This is a genomic window from Stieleria maiorica (assembly GCF_008035925.1).
GTDB lineage: Bacteria > Planctomycetota > Planctomycetia > Pirellulales > Pirellulaceae > Stieleria > Stieleria maiorica.
In genome coordinates this window covers 8,793,037-8,809,020 of sequence record NZ_CP036264.1, presented here as the reverse complement: position 1 = coordinate 8,809,020, position 15,984 = coordinate 8,793,037, and the positions used below count along the sequence as shown (strand labels likewise).

The 15,984-nt window shown below is 60.0% G+C and carries 8 protein-coding genes; 4 read left to right on the top strand and 4 right to left on the bottom strand.

Features of this window, described 5'->3' with window-relative positions:
* Positions 1 to 131: 131 nt before the first annotated feature.
* Positions 132 to 914, bottom strand: a complete 783-nt coding sequence (locus tag Mal15_RS29890; RefSeq protein WP_233903118.1) for a metal-dependent hydrolase — start codon at positions 912 to 914, stop codon at positions 132 to 134.
* Positions 915 to 1,323: 409 nt separating this feature from the next.
* Here Mal15_RS29890 and Mal15_RS29885 point away from each other — a divergent pair, with 409 nt between their 5' ends.
* Positions 1,324 to 1,920, top strand: coding sequence for a CvpA family protein (locus Mal15_RS29885; RefSeq protein ID WP_147871098.1), 597 nt, complete (start codon positions 1,324 to 1,326; stop codon positions 1,918 to 1,920).
* A gap of 581 nt (positions 1,921 to 2,501) precedes the next feature.
* On the opposite strand, the gene Mal15_RS29880 is transcribed toward Mal15_RS29885, so the two are convergent.
* Together Mal15_RS29880 and Mal15_RS29875 are read right to left on the bottom strand one after the other, a co-directional pair.
* Positions 2,502 to 3,173: a PEP-CTERM sorting domain-containing protein gene (locus Mal15_RS29880; protein ID WP_147871097.1), complete on the bottom strand. Its 672-nt coding sequence runs from the start codon at positions 3,171 to 3,173 to the stop codon at positions 2,502 to 2,504.
* Between the two features lie 116 nt (positions 3,174 to 3,289).
* Entirely contained in the window at positions 3,290 to 11,659 is an 8,370-nt protein-coding gene (locus Mal15_RS29875) for a choice-of-anchor I family protein (protein ID WP_147871096.1), read from the bottom strand.
* Positions 11,660 to 12,411: 752 nt separating this feature from the next.
* Here Mal15_RS29875 and Mal15_RS29870 point away from each other — a divergent pair.
* From Mal15_RS29870 to Mal15_RS29865, 3 genes are read left to right on the top strand one after another with little or no spacing between them, the layout of a single operon-like run.
* A complete protein-coding gene (locus Mal15_RS29870; protein WP_167547124.1) occupies positions 12,412 to 13,479 on the top strand; it encodes a DUF1559 family PulG-like putative transporter in 1,068 nt (355 codons plus the stop codon).
* Positions 13,480 to 13,495: 16 nt separating this feature from the next.
* A complete protein-coding gene (locus Mal15_RS34285) occupies positions 13,496 to 13,666 on the top strand; it encodes a hypothetical protein (RefSeq protein ID WP_167547123.1) in 171 nt (56 codons plus the stop codon).
* A 37-nt stretch (positions 13,667 to 13,703) separates the two neighbouring features.
* The gene (locus Mal15_RS29865) at positions 13,704 to 14,618 is read left to right on the top strand and encodes a trypsin-like peptidase domain-containing protein (protein ID WP_147871095.1); all 915 of its coding nucleotides are present in this window, start codon (positions 13,704 to 13,706) and stop codon (positions 14,616 to 14,618) included.
* Between the two features lie 397 nt (positions 14,619 to 15,015).
* On the opposite strand, the gene Mal15_RS29860 is transcribed toward Mal15_RS29865, so the two are convergent.
* Positions 15,016 to 15,978, bottom strand: a complete 963-nt coding sequence (locus Mal15_RS29860; RefSeq protein WP_147871094.1) for an acetyl-CoA carboxylase carboxyltransferase subunit alpha — start codon at positions 15,976 to 15,978, stop codon at positions 15,016 to 15,018.
* Positions 15,979 to 15,984: the final 6 nt, after the last annotated feature.

The window sequence follows — 15,984 nt, the reverse complement described above, 5'->3', positions numbered from 1 at the left end:
GAGTGAAGGCCCGACGCTCAATTGCTCCCGACTCCCGACTCCCGACTCCCGACTCCCGACTCCCGACTCCCGACTCCCGACTCCCAACTCCCAACTCCCAACTCCCAACTCCCAACTCCCAACTCCCGACTCTACCGCCGCTCTGCCGGGGTGCGTGAGGCGTTGAATCCGAAGTCGGGTGGTTGCCATTGTGGCGCGGTCCAGTTTGACGGCGGCGACGCGGGGGTGTATTGCCAGCCGGGTTGTGTCAGGTCGTACTTGGCTCGCTCGCGCAGGCGCGCCGCAATCTTGTTGTCGCTCCAGGCCGTGTAGCACAACCCGAACAGGATCGCGTAGACGAACACGTTGGCGATCGCGTCATTGCCGAAGAACTTCAGCGCGGTCCCGAACGATTTCTTGGTACGCAATCGCGCCACACCAACTTCTACCGCCCAGACTTCATCCAGGATCAAGTGGACCAGAAAGCCGACGACGACGGCCACCGCTTTGTAAGCACGTTCGGCGTCGCTCGTGGTCGGCATGGCCAGGTAGGCGATCAACCCGGACACCGCCGCGGCCGGCAGGCTGTGCCACATGCCGCGGTGCACCGTAAACCGTTTGAAGAACTCAAATAAACCGAATCGAATCACCACGTAGATCAACATCGCCGCCAGCGCCATCGATTCGTGGGACAGGTCATAGTCGCGGAAACGATTCAGCATCATCATCGGCGCCACCGCCGCGGTGAACATGCTGATCTCGCGCAGCGGAATCCCGCCATCGCTGTCCAGGTCCGGCAGCATGCCGCTGACCGAGCAGAGTCCGCCGGCCAGGATCCCGTTCTCCAGCGTCATCCCTTGCGAGGTCACGCCCCAGTATCCATAGGCGATTCCGACGAGCGTGCTGGCGCTGATGTGCGTTTTAAAATCTGCCACGCTAGCAAATGTGGGAGTGGAGACATGGGGCAGGGGAGGGCGGCCGAAAAATGGGAAGCTTGCTACATAACGCTTTTGATGGTCCGCTGCCAAGACAGGATTGCGATTGGTCTTCGCTTGGCCGGTGGTAATTTCGTATAAGACGCTTCGACCGCACCGCCCTCCCCTCGCTGCGCTCGACCCCATACGCATCAAGTTAAGAGATGGAACCAGAATGGCACGGGTTTAGGTGAGCCGACGGCGCTAGCCGCGGGCCTTGATACGCCTTGAACACGGCGGTAGGGCCCGAGGCTAGCGCCTGCGGCTCAGCGTATCGGCTTAAGCCGGTGCCATTCAGATGGGGCCATTAATCAAGTAGGTCACCCTCTCTTCCAGGGAGGGTTTCTTCCAAACTTTAGGACAACCCGCTGTGGAGATCTATGACATTTTGATGTTGGTCGTGCTGTCCGCCGCCGCCATCTTTGGTGCGGTCAAGGGCTTTGCCTGGCAGTTGGCGTCGATCGCTTCGATCGTGTTCAGCTACTTCGTGGCATACCGGTTTCGCGAGCCGCTCAGTCATTCGATCGTCGCCGAACCGCCTTGGAATCGCTTTCTGGCGATGTTGATCCTGTTCGTCGGGACCTCGCTGGTCGTTTGGGTGGCATTCAACATGGTTCGCCAGACGATCGACCGGCTGCGATTGAAAGAGTTTGATCGACAGATCAGCGCGTTGTTCGGGCTGCTCAAGGGCGGCTTGTACTGCACGTTGATCACGCTGTTTTCCGTCACGCTGATGGGAGATACGGTTCGGGGGAAAATCGTCGCCAGCAAAAGCGGTCGATTCATCGCTCGGAATCTGGATCGCAGCGAGTCGGTGATCCCGCCGGAGATCCATCAGTTTTTGCGTCCGTATTTGGAACGTTTTGATGCCGAGATGAACGGAGCAGGATCCCAGGTTCCGGGCGTCGAAGCCGTGCCCGCTGAGATGGCGGAGGTGACAGGCTGGGGGGCGGCCCCACGGAGATGACGTGCCGGCCCAGCTCGTTCCCGGGCTCCGCCTGGGAACGCGATGCCTGTGTGGCTCCCGCCACACGGCCGATGCAAGTCGGAGGCGGAACCTCTGAGGCAGTGCGTCCCAAGGCGGAGCCTTGGAACGAGTGCTTGCTCCGCCACGCGGCCGCGTAAATCGCTCAAACACGGGGTTTTTGGCAATCCTAATACAACATAAGAGTGATTATCGGACGTTGCGGAAGGGGCTTTTTGTGCCCTGATTTGCCGGTCCGTCTGTGATCGCATTCGTGTTAGGATCGCATCGTTCTGTGTCGATCACCCTGCGGCGAAGCTTGGTGTCGTGGCGCTCGGTTAGCGCATGGAAGGCCTCGTCCCGGCGGTCGATCTTATGGCGAAGGCGGCTGCGTCAGCTCGCCGGTTGGCTGTCGACAACGGATCAATTCGGATGTCGACAACCAAGCAAACCTGAAACGCTCGGTTGTCGACAACGGGTGTCGTTAAACGAAAACAACCCCGGAGGGCGCTCGGGTTTGCCCACCGGGGTCGCGACTAATGTTGGCGGCCAAAATCTTGAGTCAACCGCCCTGCTCTTTGCGTCTATTTGCGTCGTCGACGCGATCGTAACAAGCCGGCCGAGCAAACCAACGACAGCGCCAAGACGCTGGACGGTTCTGGCACCGCGCTCACTTGGGTGCTGAGCGTCAATGCGCGTCCGAAGAACCCGCCGCCGGAGTTGGTCGCGGCCGATTCGAGTCCGAACCCGACGGTTTGGAAGGTCGTGAAATCGCCATCGACGGCTGTACCGTCTGAAACGACGAATCGTGTTTCTCCGGCCGTCGGTGCTTGCAGCGTGACGGTGCCCAGCGAGGCTTCGTAGACGCCGTTGCCGCGATCGATCGAGGCGCGGCCGGGTTGTCCGAATGCGGGGCCGAAAGATGCGAACGTCAGTGTCGTCGGTGTCGATCCGGCATCGAATCCGCCGTCACCGTTCAAGGTGAGCGATTCGAATAGCCCGTCGCCGCCGATGCTTTGCAGTGACAGGTTATAAGCGTTCAAGTTGGCCGCACTCAGCAGCGACGTGTTCGTGCCCGTGACGGTTTCGCGGATCACGATTTCGGCGGTCAGCTTTTCACCGGCGTTGGTCGCAAGCGTGCTGTCAATGCCGTCACCGCGGTTGGTGCGTAACAACAGGTCGTAGCTGATCTCAGCGTTGGCATAGTGAAGCGTCGACAAGACGGCAAAAGCAAAAATAAAGATTCGCAAACTCATTTCGTAGTCTCGAAGTGATAGTCGTGGGAAGATTTGTTGAGGGGTTGGTCAAGTTGGAGATTGAATTCGCGTCCGAAGTGGACGCGAAGGAAAATGAATATGGGGTTCAGGGAGGCTTACTGACGCGGCGATCCGAAGATGGTCGGGATCAAATCGTTCAGGTCGATCCCGTTGATCGCTCCATCGCCGTTGGTATCCAAGTCGAAGCGATACTCAAGCGGGTTGAATAGCGACGGGATGATCGAGTTCAGATCGATCCCGTTGCGGAACCCATCGCCGTTGGCATCACCGAGCAGACGGAAGAAGTCGTCGTTCGGCGTTCCGGCGGCGTCTTGTCCGCCGAAGGCATAGTCAACAGCCATCGCGGCGGCGTTGGTTGCCGATTGCACTTGAGTGCCCGTGATGTCCAGTCGATAGTTGCCATCGGCCAGTGAGTTACCTTGAAGCCCGGTTCCGCTTCGAACCACCACGCTCGCACCGGCGGCAAAGGACAACACAACGGTCGTCTTGCCACCTGCGTCGGATGCAGCGATGTTCAGCCCGGTGACCTGGGTTGAGGTGTCGATGTTGGTCAGCGTGAACGCCGATTGCAGATTTGCGTGATCGACCTCGCCATCGAACGTCACCGTCACCGAAGTGATCTGGGACCGCGATGCGGATCCATCGTTGATCACGACCGATTCGACTTGCGGGTTGGTCGGCGTCGAATCGATCGTGTAGACCCGAATCGTGTTGCTTTCCTCATTGCTGACGACCAATAGCGGCGATCCGTTGGGGCTGTCACTGGAAGAGATGAACGTCAGGCCTTCGGGGCTGACATCGGCCGAGTCGTTCAGCACTTGCGAGAGCGAAACGTTGGTCGGGTCGGTGACGTCAAACACCATGATGGCGTTGGCTCGTTCGAGTCCGACGAACGCATAGGTTCGCCCATCGATCTGACCGATCGTGACGCCTTCGGGTTCGGTTCCCTTGTTGTCACTTCGGCCGTCGGGATACAGCCCCAGCAGATCGGTCGCTCTGGCGAGTACATCACCGCTGTCAAACACCATGTCGCCGTCTTCGTTCCAGATCGAGAACGATCGGGCACCATAGGAATACAACGCGTCGAAATCTCCGTCTCCATCCGCGTCGCCGACGATGCCGCTGAGTTCCAATTCGCCCATCGACGCCGGGTCCTGCAGGGCCGCGGCGTTGGGGAACAGCGTCGGGTCCAGCGTGACGCTTTGGATGTCCGTTTCTTCGGCGTCGCGTGCATCGCCTTCGTTGGCGGTGACGTAGTAGGTCACGCCGTCGACTTCGTAGCTGGCAATCGCATCGGGTTGGAACAAGCCTCGCACCGGGAAGCTTCCCAGCGTCAACTCATCGGGCGAATTGTTCGTCGGGTCGATCTGTGCGTTGGCCGCGTTGTGGTCTTTGTAACCCAGCGGGACGATCGCGGTCACGGTTGCGGTCGCGATGTCGACTTCGGCCAACGCGTTGTTCTCCTGCAGCGTGACGAAGGCGGTGGTTCCGTCGGGCGAAACGGCGATGTATTCCGGTTCGACATCTTCGGAGACGCTCTTGCCGGGCGTCAGTTTGACGCCGGCGTCTCGCAATGCTTGCTCGCTACCATCGAAGGCATCAAAACCGGCGGTCAAGACGGTCGCGGTGGCGACACCGGTGGATAGGTCGATGATGCTGACCGAACCGGCCGGATCGGTCGTGCCATCGGAGGCGGGTTCACCTTCGTTGGCCACCAACAGGCGTGTGCCGTCCGGAGTGAATGTCAGTTGGTCCGGCAAGGCACCGACGGTGACGCTGCCCAGGAACGCGGCGTCGGCCGCGTTGTAGAAGAACACGCTGCCGGCGACTTGATTGTCAGCCCCGGGGACTGCTGCGGCCACGATGCCCGCCGGACCGACCGCGACGCTGGTAATCGCGTTGTCGTCGGCACCATCGGTGGTCGGCTGGATCGTGGACAACAGCACCGGGTTGGCCGGATCGGCCAGATCGATGACTTGCAGCCCGGCATCGGAGGTGACGAACAAGCGATCGCTGGTCGGATCGAAGGCCGAGATTTCCGCACCGGAAAGGCCGCTGGTGATGCCGCCGATCGAAGTGAACGATGTCGAACCGTCCGGTGTCGCCGAAAGCGACGGGAATCCGACGCCGTTACCCTGGATGGCGAACCGAAAGACGCCTTCGTCGACATCGTCGTTGGTGATCACCACCGTGGCGTCGTGCAGTCCCAACTTAGACGGGTCAAAGACCACATCAAAGGAGAACGATCCGCCGGGGATCACCGTCGCGACCGGTTGGTTGGCAAACGTAAACGCAGACGCTTCTGGGCCGACGATTGTGGCATCGGAAATGTTCAGCGCCGCATCGCCGGTGTTCTCGATCGTAAACGTCTTGGTGACCAATCCGTTACTCACGTCGGCGCTAGCAAAGTCGGTGCCCGCCAGAGGCGAGACGTGTGTTGTTCCGGCAACAATCGCTTGGCTGTTGTCGCCGGTGATGTTGATTTCCGGATTGATTGCCGTCGTGTAAACGACTTCCAATCGCGGCCGCTCGATTTCGTTGGCCGCTTCGGAACTTTGGATGCCCCATCCGTCGGTGCCGCTTTCCCAGGGTTCGAACAACCAGCCGAAGTTTTCGAGGTTGCCGTTGACCCAAGCTTGCACATCGGTGGTCACGTCCCAGTCGTTGAATCCGCCCTGGACGTTCGGGTTGCGGCTGGCATTGCCGGCCGAAGCGGTGAACTCGGTCGCTGCTTCGACGCCGTCGACGCTGACACCGTCGACCAGGCTGTTGAACGTGTCGGTCTCGTTCCACGTGGTCAGCATCGGAAAGAACCGGGCGCCGTCGCCTTGGGCATTGCTGGTCGACGACGCGGTGCGAAGCCGCGCGGTGATGATCCGTGAACCGGCGGGGATTTGTCCGGCAAGGTCACCGATGATGTCGTCGAATCGGATCAATGCACTGGTGGTCGGCGAATCGATGAACAGCGTTTCGGCGGCGGACAAATCCTGATCCGCGTTTGCGCTATCGATCTGTGTGTCCACGGTCGATGAGTAGCCATCAACACCTTGGCGGAAGTTGACAACATTCGCACCGGCGGGCACCCATTCGATTTCCAGTTTCGGTCGGGCCGTCGGCGTTTCGTCTTCGGCACTGCTGAAGAACCATCCATCGGTTCGGTCCTGCCAACCCTGGACCAACCAGCCGTTGTTGGTTTCGCCGTCTGCCCACGCTTGGATGTCGGGCAGCACGCTGAAGCTCAGCACGCCCGTGCCGGTGCTGCCGGCTCCACTGGCCGTTCCGATCGCAGATTCGAACGCCGCGGACGCTTCACTGCTGCCCGATTGAATTCCGTTTCCGAACGCATTCCAGGTCGCAGTGGCATCATCCCAGTCGATCAGCATGCGATGCAAGGTCCCACCATCGCCCGGCGAGTTGGACGTGTTGGGGTTGGTTTCCACAACCAGATTTGCCGAGGTGATGATCGATCCCAGCGGAATCTGCCCCGGTCCGTCACCGAACAGGTCGGCGTAACGCAGCAAGACTTGTGACGCGTTGCCACCGCTATCGAAGTCGACCAACAGATCCGATTGCGGAGCGATGACCGAATCGGGATCGCTTTCACGGATCTGGGCATCGGACGTTCCCTGGTAGGTTCCGTAGCCGTTGTTGACGCCTTGCTGCAGTTCGCGGCGGTAGACCAATCCCAGTTGCAACTGTTTGGTGACCGGCTCACTCGCCATGCCGTTGCCGTCGACGAAGGAGAACGTCGCGACTCGGCTGCCGCCGGTCACGACGGGGTCGGAGTTGAAGAACGTGACCGACTGAAGAATGCGTTGGACGGCGATCTCCGTCGCCGCGGCATTGAACGTCAGTGTCAGCGGACTGGTCCCGGATCCGGCGGTGTAGGTCGCGACGACGACACCGTCAAAGGTGACGTCGGTTCCTGAAATGCCGACCTCCCCTGCCCCGCCGCCTTCATCGCGGATCGATAACACGTCCGATGTGATCGGGCCGCTGGTCAGTTCGACCGTCGCGACGGCACCGTCAAAGAACGGGACGCCGACCGGAGTGATGTTGAACTGGCCGGCGATACTGACCGCTTCATCGCCGATGCCGTAGTAGGTTGCTCCCGATGCGGTTTGCAGCACGGGGGCGGCACCGAATCCGTCGATGTTGACGGTGACGGTCGCCGACGAGGTGCCGCCGAAACCATCGGTCATCGTGTAGGTGAACGTGTCGGTCGCCGTCTCGCCGTCATAGAGCGAATCGAGCACGGTTCCCGGAATGTACCTGATCGTTCCGTCGGCGTTGGCCGTCAGTGTCGCGCCCAAGCTGGACGTGGCATCGACGCTGTCGATCGACAGCAATCCGGGAACAGGACGTGCCGCCGGTTGGCCGATCGAATCAAACGGAACAAACGCAAACGTGAAGGGCTGGTCCTGGCGTCCCATGCCCGGCATGTCATGCGATCGAATCAAGAACCCCCCTGCCCCGTCGTCTTGGTAGCTGAGGAAGTTGTCTTCGATTTCGCCGTTGTCTTGATTGGTCAGCACCAACATTCCCGTCTCGGGCGACTGGCCGGGGATCGTGACTTTCCACTCGTGGCCCCCTTCGGTGACTTCCAGTCGTTCGACACTGAACTCGCCGATGGCCAAGCTGACCGAGTTCGGTCCGGCGTTGAACGGGTCGATCGTTCCGGCAACCAGATTCTGGGCGTTTCGCGGGACGAAGACGAACGAGAATCCGCCGTCTTCACCGGCACCGAAATCTTGTTGATTGTCGCGGACGGCGACTTGGAAGGTGCCCGATCCGGGAACGGCTCGGGCCTGGGCAACGTTGTCGCCGTTTTCGTTGCCGATCACGAACAGGAATCCGTCGGCGGCGGCATCGGTCACACCGGGAATGGAAACTTCGTAGCGGCCGACGTCGGTGCGAACGACTTCGGCATCGGTCAATCCATTTCCGTTGGTCAACGTTCCTCCGGCACTGACGTGTCCTCCGACCCAGTTGTCGGCAAAGGAGAAGTATGCGACCGAGACGTCGGCGTCGGCGGTCGCGTCGGTGCCGAACTGTTGCAAGGCGAGCGAGGTTCCGCTGCCGTTGTCGAACGCCTGGACCAAGCGGTAATTGGTGTTGGGGGCATCAAAGTTCTCGCGAATCGTCGCCATCACGACGCCGTCGGCTTGGCTGATCGCGGCCCCGTTGTGCAGGACTTCAACCGTCCCGGTCGATCCGGATCCGAGCGTGATGCTGTTGGTGCCGGTCCCGGTTTGAGAAACCGACCAAACGCTGGACGCATCGACCGACAGGTTCGCCGAGGGGATTCCTTGCGGCGTTCCGATCAGGGTTTCAAGGTCGGGGTCGGTGTCGTTTCCGAGCACGGTGATCCGCGCGTCTTGGGCACTCAGCTCGTTCAGGTTGACCACGTCATCGTTGGCGGTCGGGGCTTGGTTTTCGCCCTGCACCGTCACCGTCACCGTGGCCGTCGAAGTCGCCCCGCGGCCGTCGCGGATGGTGTAGGTAAAGGTGTCGGTCAGCACTTCTCCGTTGCCCAGGTCGGCGATCGGCGATCCTGCGCCCGACGGGTCATAGGTGAACGTTCCGTCGGACTCCAGCGAGACCGATGCCCCCAGGGCACTGACGCTGTCAAAGGCGTCGATGCTGAAATCCAGTCCGTCGATCTTCTCCAGCGGGCTGTCAAAGGGCAGGAAGATGAACTGGAATTCGGGGAAGTTCCCGGTCGGAGTGAAGGTCTCCGATTGCAGGATATCGATCCGAAACGCGTTGCCTTGGGGCGTCGCCATCACGGCGTGGTTGGCGGGGATCAGCGTTGACGATCCGTTGACGTCGGCAAAATCATAGGACGTCCCGACGGCGATCAATGCCCCGTCGGCCGGTGTATAGCCATCGATCGTGACCAGCGGAGCGAGGTCAGTGTCCGAGCTGAGCGAGACGTTTCCATAGCGTTGTCGCAAGGTGTACTGGCCTTCTTCCGAGGCCGCGCGTCCGCCGATCAATCCGGTCGTCGCTCCGGGGATGTAAACGAAGCTGATCGCGTCACTTTCGAATCCGGTCGCGTCCGAATCGCTGTCCATCTGTCGGATCGTCCACTTGTTGTTGAAACCCTGTGGATAAACCGACACGATGTTGTCATCGTTGCTGCCGCTGACCGCGAACAGCAATCCGTCGTCGGTGAAGCTGGCTTCGGGAATCGTGATCTCAATCAGTCCCGGCTGCAGCAGCGTCACATCGGCTTGCGAGATGCCGACTCCGCCGAGCACGGTGCCATCGGCGGCGATGTGCCCGGAGGTCCATTGATCGCCGAAGGGAAAGAATGCGGCGCTGAAGGCGGTGTTCCGTTCGCCGCCACCGATACCCCGGTCGGTTGCGAACCCATAGCTGCCGAATGCAGCGTAGGTGTTGACGGTCGGGAACGGACTGGTGTTGTCACGCCCGGTGCCCAGGAAGACGCCATCGGCCATCGACAAATCTTGTCCGCCGCGGCCGACGGCGACGTCACCCAAGTTGCCGGGGCTTTGAATCGTCAAGCCGTTGGGGGCGGCGGTGGTGTTGACGATCGTGAACACCGACCCTTCATTGGTGGTCGCCGCCGGATCGCCATAGATCTCTGCGGCGGAAACCGAGAACTCGGTCGTGTCGGGATGATAGTCGTTTTCCAACACGTCGATGCTGGCCGGGGTCAGCTTGTCGGTCACCGTGCCGTCATCGTCGACCGCTTGCACGCCGTCGTCTTGCGGGGTGACCGAAACGGCCAGCGTGGTCGAAACGGTTTCGCCGCTGGGGTCGGTCGCCGACAACGTGATGCTGGCGTAGCCGAACTGGTCGGGCGCCGGCGCGATCGACACATTGGTTCCGGTGATTTCGGCGGTCACCAGTCCACTGACTCCGGTGTCGACTCCGTACGTCAACACGTCATTTGTATCGACGTCATTGAAGATCGCGGTCAGATCCAACACGGTTGCCGCGTCGTCTTCATTGAAAACCAAGTCTGCCGGTGTGGAAATCAACTCGGGGGCATCGTTCACGCCGACCCAGTTGACCGTGACCGTGGCTTCGTCGCTCTCGATGGCTCCATCGCTCGCGCGATAGACGAAGGTGTCGGTGTCGGTTTCGCCGGCACCGAGTGCGCTGATCGCGCCCGAGGTGGCGTAGTTGACCGTCCCGTCCGCGTTCAGCGTCAGTGGCAGTCCCTTGGCTGACAGGCCATTGTTGTTTTCGCCGAGAGAGGAAACCGTCAGATCGGTGGTCGGGCTGAGGGTGTTTTCAAACGGCACAAAGAAGAACACGAAATCCGAGTTGAGCGGCGTTTCGGTGTTTCCGTTCCAGGCGAATTGGCGAATGATGATGTCGCCTGTTCCGTCACCCGCATCGTCATAGCTGAAGTAGGTGTTTCGCGGCTGGCTGACCGAAAGGTCATGATTTTCAATGATCAGGGCACCCGAGGTGATGTCGTGTCCGGGGATGCTGACCCGGTAGAATCCGTCGGATTGCCGCGAGACGCTGAATTCGCCAAAGGACTGCAGCATCGGGCTGGCACCGTCGAAACCTCCGTCGACGACACCCCCGATCAGACCTTGAGCATTGCGGGGAATGTAAAGCACACTGATCGGATCGGTGTCGGTGGACGCGATCTCCTGGCTATTGTCGCGAACCTGGATTGCCCACTGGTTTCCGCCGATCGGCCGAGCCCGTGAGTAGTTGTCGGAGTTGTCACCGGCGATCGAGAACAGGAATCCGTCCTCATATGAATTGGTCACACCGGCAACTTCGACGACAAAGTTTCTGCCGTCTCCGGTCGCACTGATTTCTGTGCTGCCGAAGACCCTTGCCCCGCCTTCGTCGAACGTTGCCCCGACCCATCCTGCGTCGTAGGGAAAGAAGGTATTCGAGATCGGAACGGAGCTTTCCCCATTGTTCTCCGGGGCGGCGGCCATCGCGATCCAGGTGTTGGCGGAGTCGATCACGTACTGGAGCACGCCCAGGTTGGTTTGCGTGCTGTCAACCGGTTGGTTGTCACGAAGCACGGGCAAACTGATTCCTTCCTCCGCCGTCAGTGGTGCCAGGTCGGTATCGTTGGATGGGTCGGCATCATTGTCGCGATGCAGGTCCAGGTCCCCGCGATTGCCGGTGATCGAAGTCACTGCGCCCGGAATCAAGGAGCGTTGGGGAACCCCCGGCTGTCCGGGACGTTCGGGGATAAACCAATCGGTGGTGTTGACGCCGGGGTCATACGTTGCGCGGTCGAAGTCGACCTGAAACGCCGAAACGGATTGCACTTCGCTTCCGGAAGTGTCGTTGGTCAGAACGTTGATCGAACTGTCCGCTGCCAGCGTCAGAGAATCACTGACGACGTTTGCGGCGAGCAACTGACGCGCTTCAAGTGATTCCAGTTTGAGGTTCTTCTTGGTCGCGCGACGTTTTAATCGTGAACCTGAATCGTTGGGACGACGCTTATTCTTCATTCTTGATTTCACGGTTGATGTTGCGGTGGTGAGTGTTGGTGTGCGGGGCGACGCGACCACACGTTAGAAGTGATGCGTCTGGATCTTCGGCTCGTGCCGAGCGTGCGGAGAATAGCGATCACGAAAAGTTGATCAATGCGAACAGGTCGCTATTAACACAGTTCACATCGTTCATGGATGGAACGTTCACAGGAGCTTCATTTATCGATGAAGATGATCGTCGCGCGCTCTATCGCTTAGGGGGCGATCAGCCGGATCGGCGACAATCGTATTGATGATCTTCAGAGTGCCGTGTGCATGCCGTTAAAAAGAAGGGTGAAGCAAAGCAGTTGGCGTGTCGCGGTCCGGTCATGTGGGTGGAAATGTTAGCTATCGGAGAAGGCTTCCGAGTGGTTTGAATGAATAAGCGAAAAGACCTCTCATCTCGACTTTTGTATTGAGGTCAGGTCGCTACCGTACGAAAGCCGAGCACGAACGCTCGGCGGATGAACCCTCTTCTTATTGAATGCTTTGATCGTACGTCGCATCGAAGTTTCATCATGTTCATCACGACGATCGGTAATGACATTTCACCTGGCGCGTGACATCGCTGCCTGAAGGCAGTGATGTTGTTCAACGCCGCATGCCCGCCTTGGGTGCCGACGTTGAATCGTTCCAGTGTCGATTTTCACGATGCCAGTGATGGCACGCATGTCGGTATAGACCTTTAAACAATATTGAATCACCACAGTTATCACTTAAAGGAGACAACAATGTGGTCAGGTAACGAGATTCGAGCGAACAGGAAAGCGCAATTGCGTCGTTCGGGTCGGATGGTATCCCGCGGTTTCACGCTGGTTGAATTGCTGGTCGTGATCGCGATCATCGGGATCTTGGTCGGTTTGCTATTGCCCGCCGTCCAGGCCGCACGTGAAGCGGCGCGTCGAATGCAGTGCAGCAACAACATGAAGCAGATTGCACTCGCGACACTCAACTATGAAAGCACGTACAAGCAACTGCCCGCCGGTCCCTGGGACGGTGATCCCCACACCCGGAACCCCTCCGGTCGCACGTCCGACGCCTGTTGCCGAGCGGCAAACCGCGCCGGTTGGTCGGCGCACTGGAGGATCTTGCCCTTCCTGGAGCAAGGAGCGGTTTATGAGATGGCGACCGACGATCCGCCGCACTGGCCGTATCGCCCGAACAACTCGCGGGAAGATGACGTCGCCCAGATGCTGATCCCGGTCTATTACTGCCCGACCCGACGGTCGCCGACGGGATACGGAAGTGCAAAATTTGGCCGTGTCGACTACGCGGGAAACGGCGGCTTCTATCACGGCAGACCCGATACCGCGATCAACTTCATTCCGGAAGCTCCGCTGGGGGCGCCCGCGGTTTCCACGCGAAGTCGCAGCAACGGAGGTTTGATCAAGAAACGGGGTGGAGCAATCATTTGGGCCAAAGAAGGCGACAAGCGGCGTCTGGCCGACATCCGCGACGGTCTCACGCACAGCATCGTGTTCGCCGAAAAGTCGTTGCCCTACACCGAGCAGGGAACCGATGGTGGCGACAATGAACGTTGGAATAACGCGGGTTGGGATACCGACACGATCCGTTGGCACTTCCCACCCAAGAGCGACAACGACGCGTATGCTCCCGATCGTGACAACGGCGGATCGACCAACTGGAATCACTACTTCGGCGCCGCGCATGTGGGTTTGCATGCCGCGCTGTGTGACGGGTCCGTGCAGTTTTACAACTTCAACATCGATGCCACGGTTTGGAAAAACTTGTGCGTCGTCGACGATGGAGAGTCCCATGAAGAGAACCAAGTCCACTAATTCGAGGATAGAGAAGATGAAATTGAAGACAGCTCCCACTCCCTTTGCATTGATGTTGCTCGTCGCCTGTCTGTGTCTGCCGGTCTTCGGATGCGGTGCGCCGGCGGCTCCGGAGATCGATTCGGACGTCGCCGCAGAGATCCAGGCGGAAGATCAAGCCGTCTTAGACGCCGAAAGCGAACTCTAGCCTGGGATGATCTCGGTACGGCCGAGTGGTGAATGGAATGTTGAAGCGTATTGACAGTGAAGACCCGACGGCACCGTCGTCGTCGGGTGGATGGGAGAAGACGCGGGGATGCTCGGCGGTCGTAGGTCTGTTGATCGCTCTGTGCGTGATCGGATGCTCCTCGGAGGGCGACCAAAGTGCCACTGCGAATCGTCGCGGTGACGCGGGCGTCGCGGTGAACGCCTACAGCGGACCGGCGGTCAGTGACTTCGCGATCTGGCGCCCCTTTGTGGAGCTTGGTGAATTCGAGATCGCTCCCGATCGCATCCGATCAACCGCGTTCGCCGTTCGCTTGGACGGTGAGGATCGTCCCGTGGTGATGATCCCGTTGCATCCGGCGCTTCAACTGTTGGAACCGGTCGTCGATCGCGAAGCGGCGCAATCGGCAAGAAGCGGGATCAGGAAAACGATGATTGCCGAGGCGTTCGGAGCGGAGACCGAAATGAGACGGCTTGACAAGGTCGTTGACTTGGAAGCACCTTCGGTACTGGTCGGCGATAGCCTGACCCACGATTTATTGATCGTTTCACCCGGAGCGACGGCCCGCCGGCTTCGTCCATTGACACTCGCCGCCAACCCGGCACGGGTCGGCGATGTGGTTTGGATGGCGACGGCGGTCTATCGCGGTGCACCGGCCAGCCAGGTCGGGCATCCCGCGACGGTGACACGGATCGACGACGATGGACGCATGGCGTATCGGTTTCTCAATGAGAGCTTGTCGCTGTATGCAACCGACGGTGCTCCCTTGCTGGACGACGCGGGGCATGTCGTCGGCGTTCATCTGGGGCCGACGGTCGATGAGGACACGGTCGGCGAAGAGCCGGATGAGGCCGTCACCGGGTTCGGCGTCACCGCAAGCGAGGTGCGCGCCGCTTGGGGCCGCGAGGTGCCGGGGGCGGAAGAGAAGAACTGAGCGATTCGACCTTCACTGCCAGCATTGGTGTCTACACAAGTCGGCACGCAATCTAGGAGAGGGGTTGGGGGTGAGGGGCCGTCCCCCGAGTCGTCTGCACCTCATCTCGCTCGCATCAGACAGGCTGCTGGCCCCCTCATCCCCAGCCCTTCTCCCCCGCAAAGCCGGGGGAGAAGGGAGCCATGGTAGGTCGTGTAGACGACAATGCCGTTTAGGGAGGGGCGCTGAGGGGGTGTGCGCTCGGAGCGGGAAGGGTTCGCTTTGGCTCAGAAGCACTCAACCACCACCAATCGACCCTCCCCTCGCTACGCTCGACCTTCTCTGCCCGGGAGGGTTAATCCTTCACTTGATTCGTACGCCCCACGCCGCTGCGCAGTGGCCCCTGCCCTGCCCCGCACTAGGATGCGTTTTCGAGAAAGACTCCGATGCGTCGGAATTTTTCGTAGCGTGAATTGAGCAGCTCGTCGGCCGATTGGGTTTCCAGTTCACCGAGTGCTTTGGAGAGGTAGGTTTTCAGTCGCGATGCCATTTGGTGGTGGTCGCGATGGGCTCCGCCGAGCGGTTCGTCGATCACATCGTCGACGACGCCCAGGCGTTTGAGATGGTCGCTGGTGAACCGCAGTGCCGCGGCGGCTTTGGGGGCGTGTTCGTGGCTTTTCCACAAGATGCCGGCGCAACCTTCGGGGCTGATCACGCTGTAGTAGGCGTGTTGCAACACGGCGATGCGGTCACCGACGCCGATCCCGAGTGCACCACCCGACCCACCTTCGCCGATCACGATACAGATGATCGGCGTTTTCAGCTGGCTCATTTTGAACATGCTTTCGGCGATCACTTGTGCCTGGCCGCGTTCTTCGGCACCGACGCCCGGGTAGGCGCCGGGGGTGTCGATGAAGCAGATCAGCGGCAGCTTGTACTTTTCGGCCAGCCGCATTTTGACCATCGCCTTGCGATAGCCTTCCGGGTGGGCGCATCCGAAATGGCAGGCGGCGCGTTCTTTGAAGGTGCGTCCTTTTTGGTGGCCGATCACCATCACTTTAAAGCGATCCAGTTTGGCGAATCCGGACAACATCGCGCGGTCGTCGCCAAAGTGTTTGTCGCCGTGGAGTTCCACGAAATCGTCGAACGCCAGGTTCAAGTAGTCCTTGGTGTAGGGGCGATTCTTGTGTCGGGCGACTTGAACGGTTTGCCATGGATCGAGCGACGAATAGACGTCGCGCAACTGTTTGGCAAGGTCGGTGCGCAGCGACCGCAGTTCGCCCTCGGACGCTTCGCTGCGTTCGGTTTGGCGTTGCAGGGTGCTGATGCGAGCTTCAAGTTCTGCGATTTCAGTTTCAAAATCGAGTCCGGGTCCGGCCATCGATTG

Coding starts and splice junctions, on each gene's coding strand:
- Mal15_RS29880 (WP_147871097.1), bottom strand. CDS start 3,173: ATGAGTTTGCGAATCTTTATTTTTGCTTTTGCCGTCTTGTCGACGCTT.
- Mal15_RS29875 (WP_147871096.1), bottom strand. CDS start 11,659: ATGAAGAATAAGCGTCGTCCCAACGATTCAGGTTCACGATTAAAACGT.
- Mal15_RS29870 (WP_167547124.1), top strand. CDS start 12,412: ATGTGGTCAGGTAACGAGATTCGAGCGAACAGGAAAGCGCAATTGCGT.
- Mal15_RS34285 (WP_167547123.1), top strand. CDS start 13,496: ATGAAATTGAAGACAGCTCCCACTCCCTTTGCATTGATGTTGCTCGTC.
- Mal15_RS29865 (WP_147871095.1), top strand. CDS start 13,704: ATGTTGAAGCGTATTGACAGTGAAGACCCGACGGCACCGTCGTCGTCG.
- Mal15_RS29860 (WP_147871094.1), bottom strand. CDS start 15,978: ATGGCCGGACCCGGACTCGATTTTGAAACTGAAATCGCAGAACTTGAA.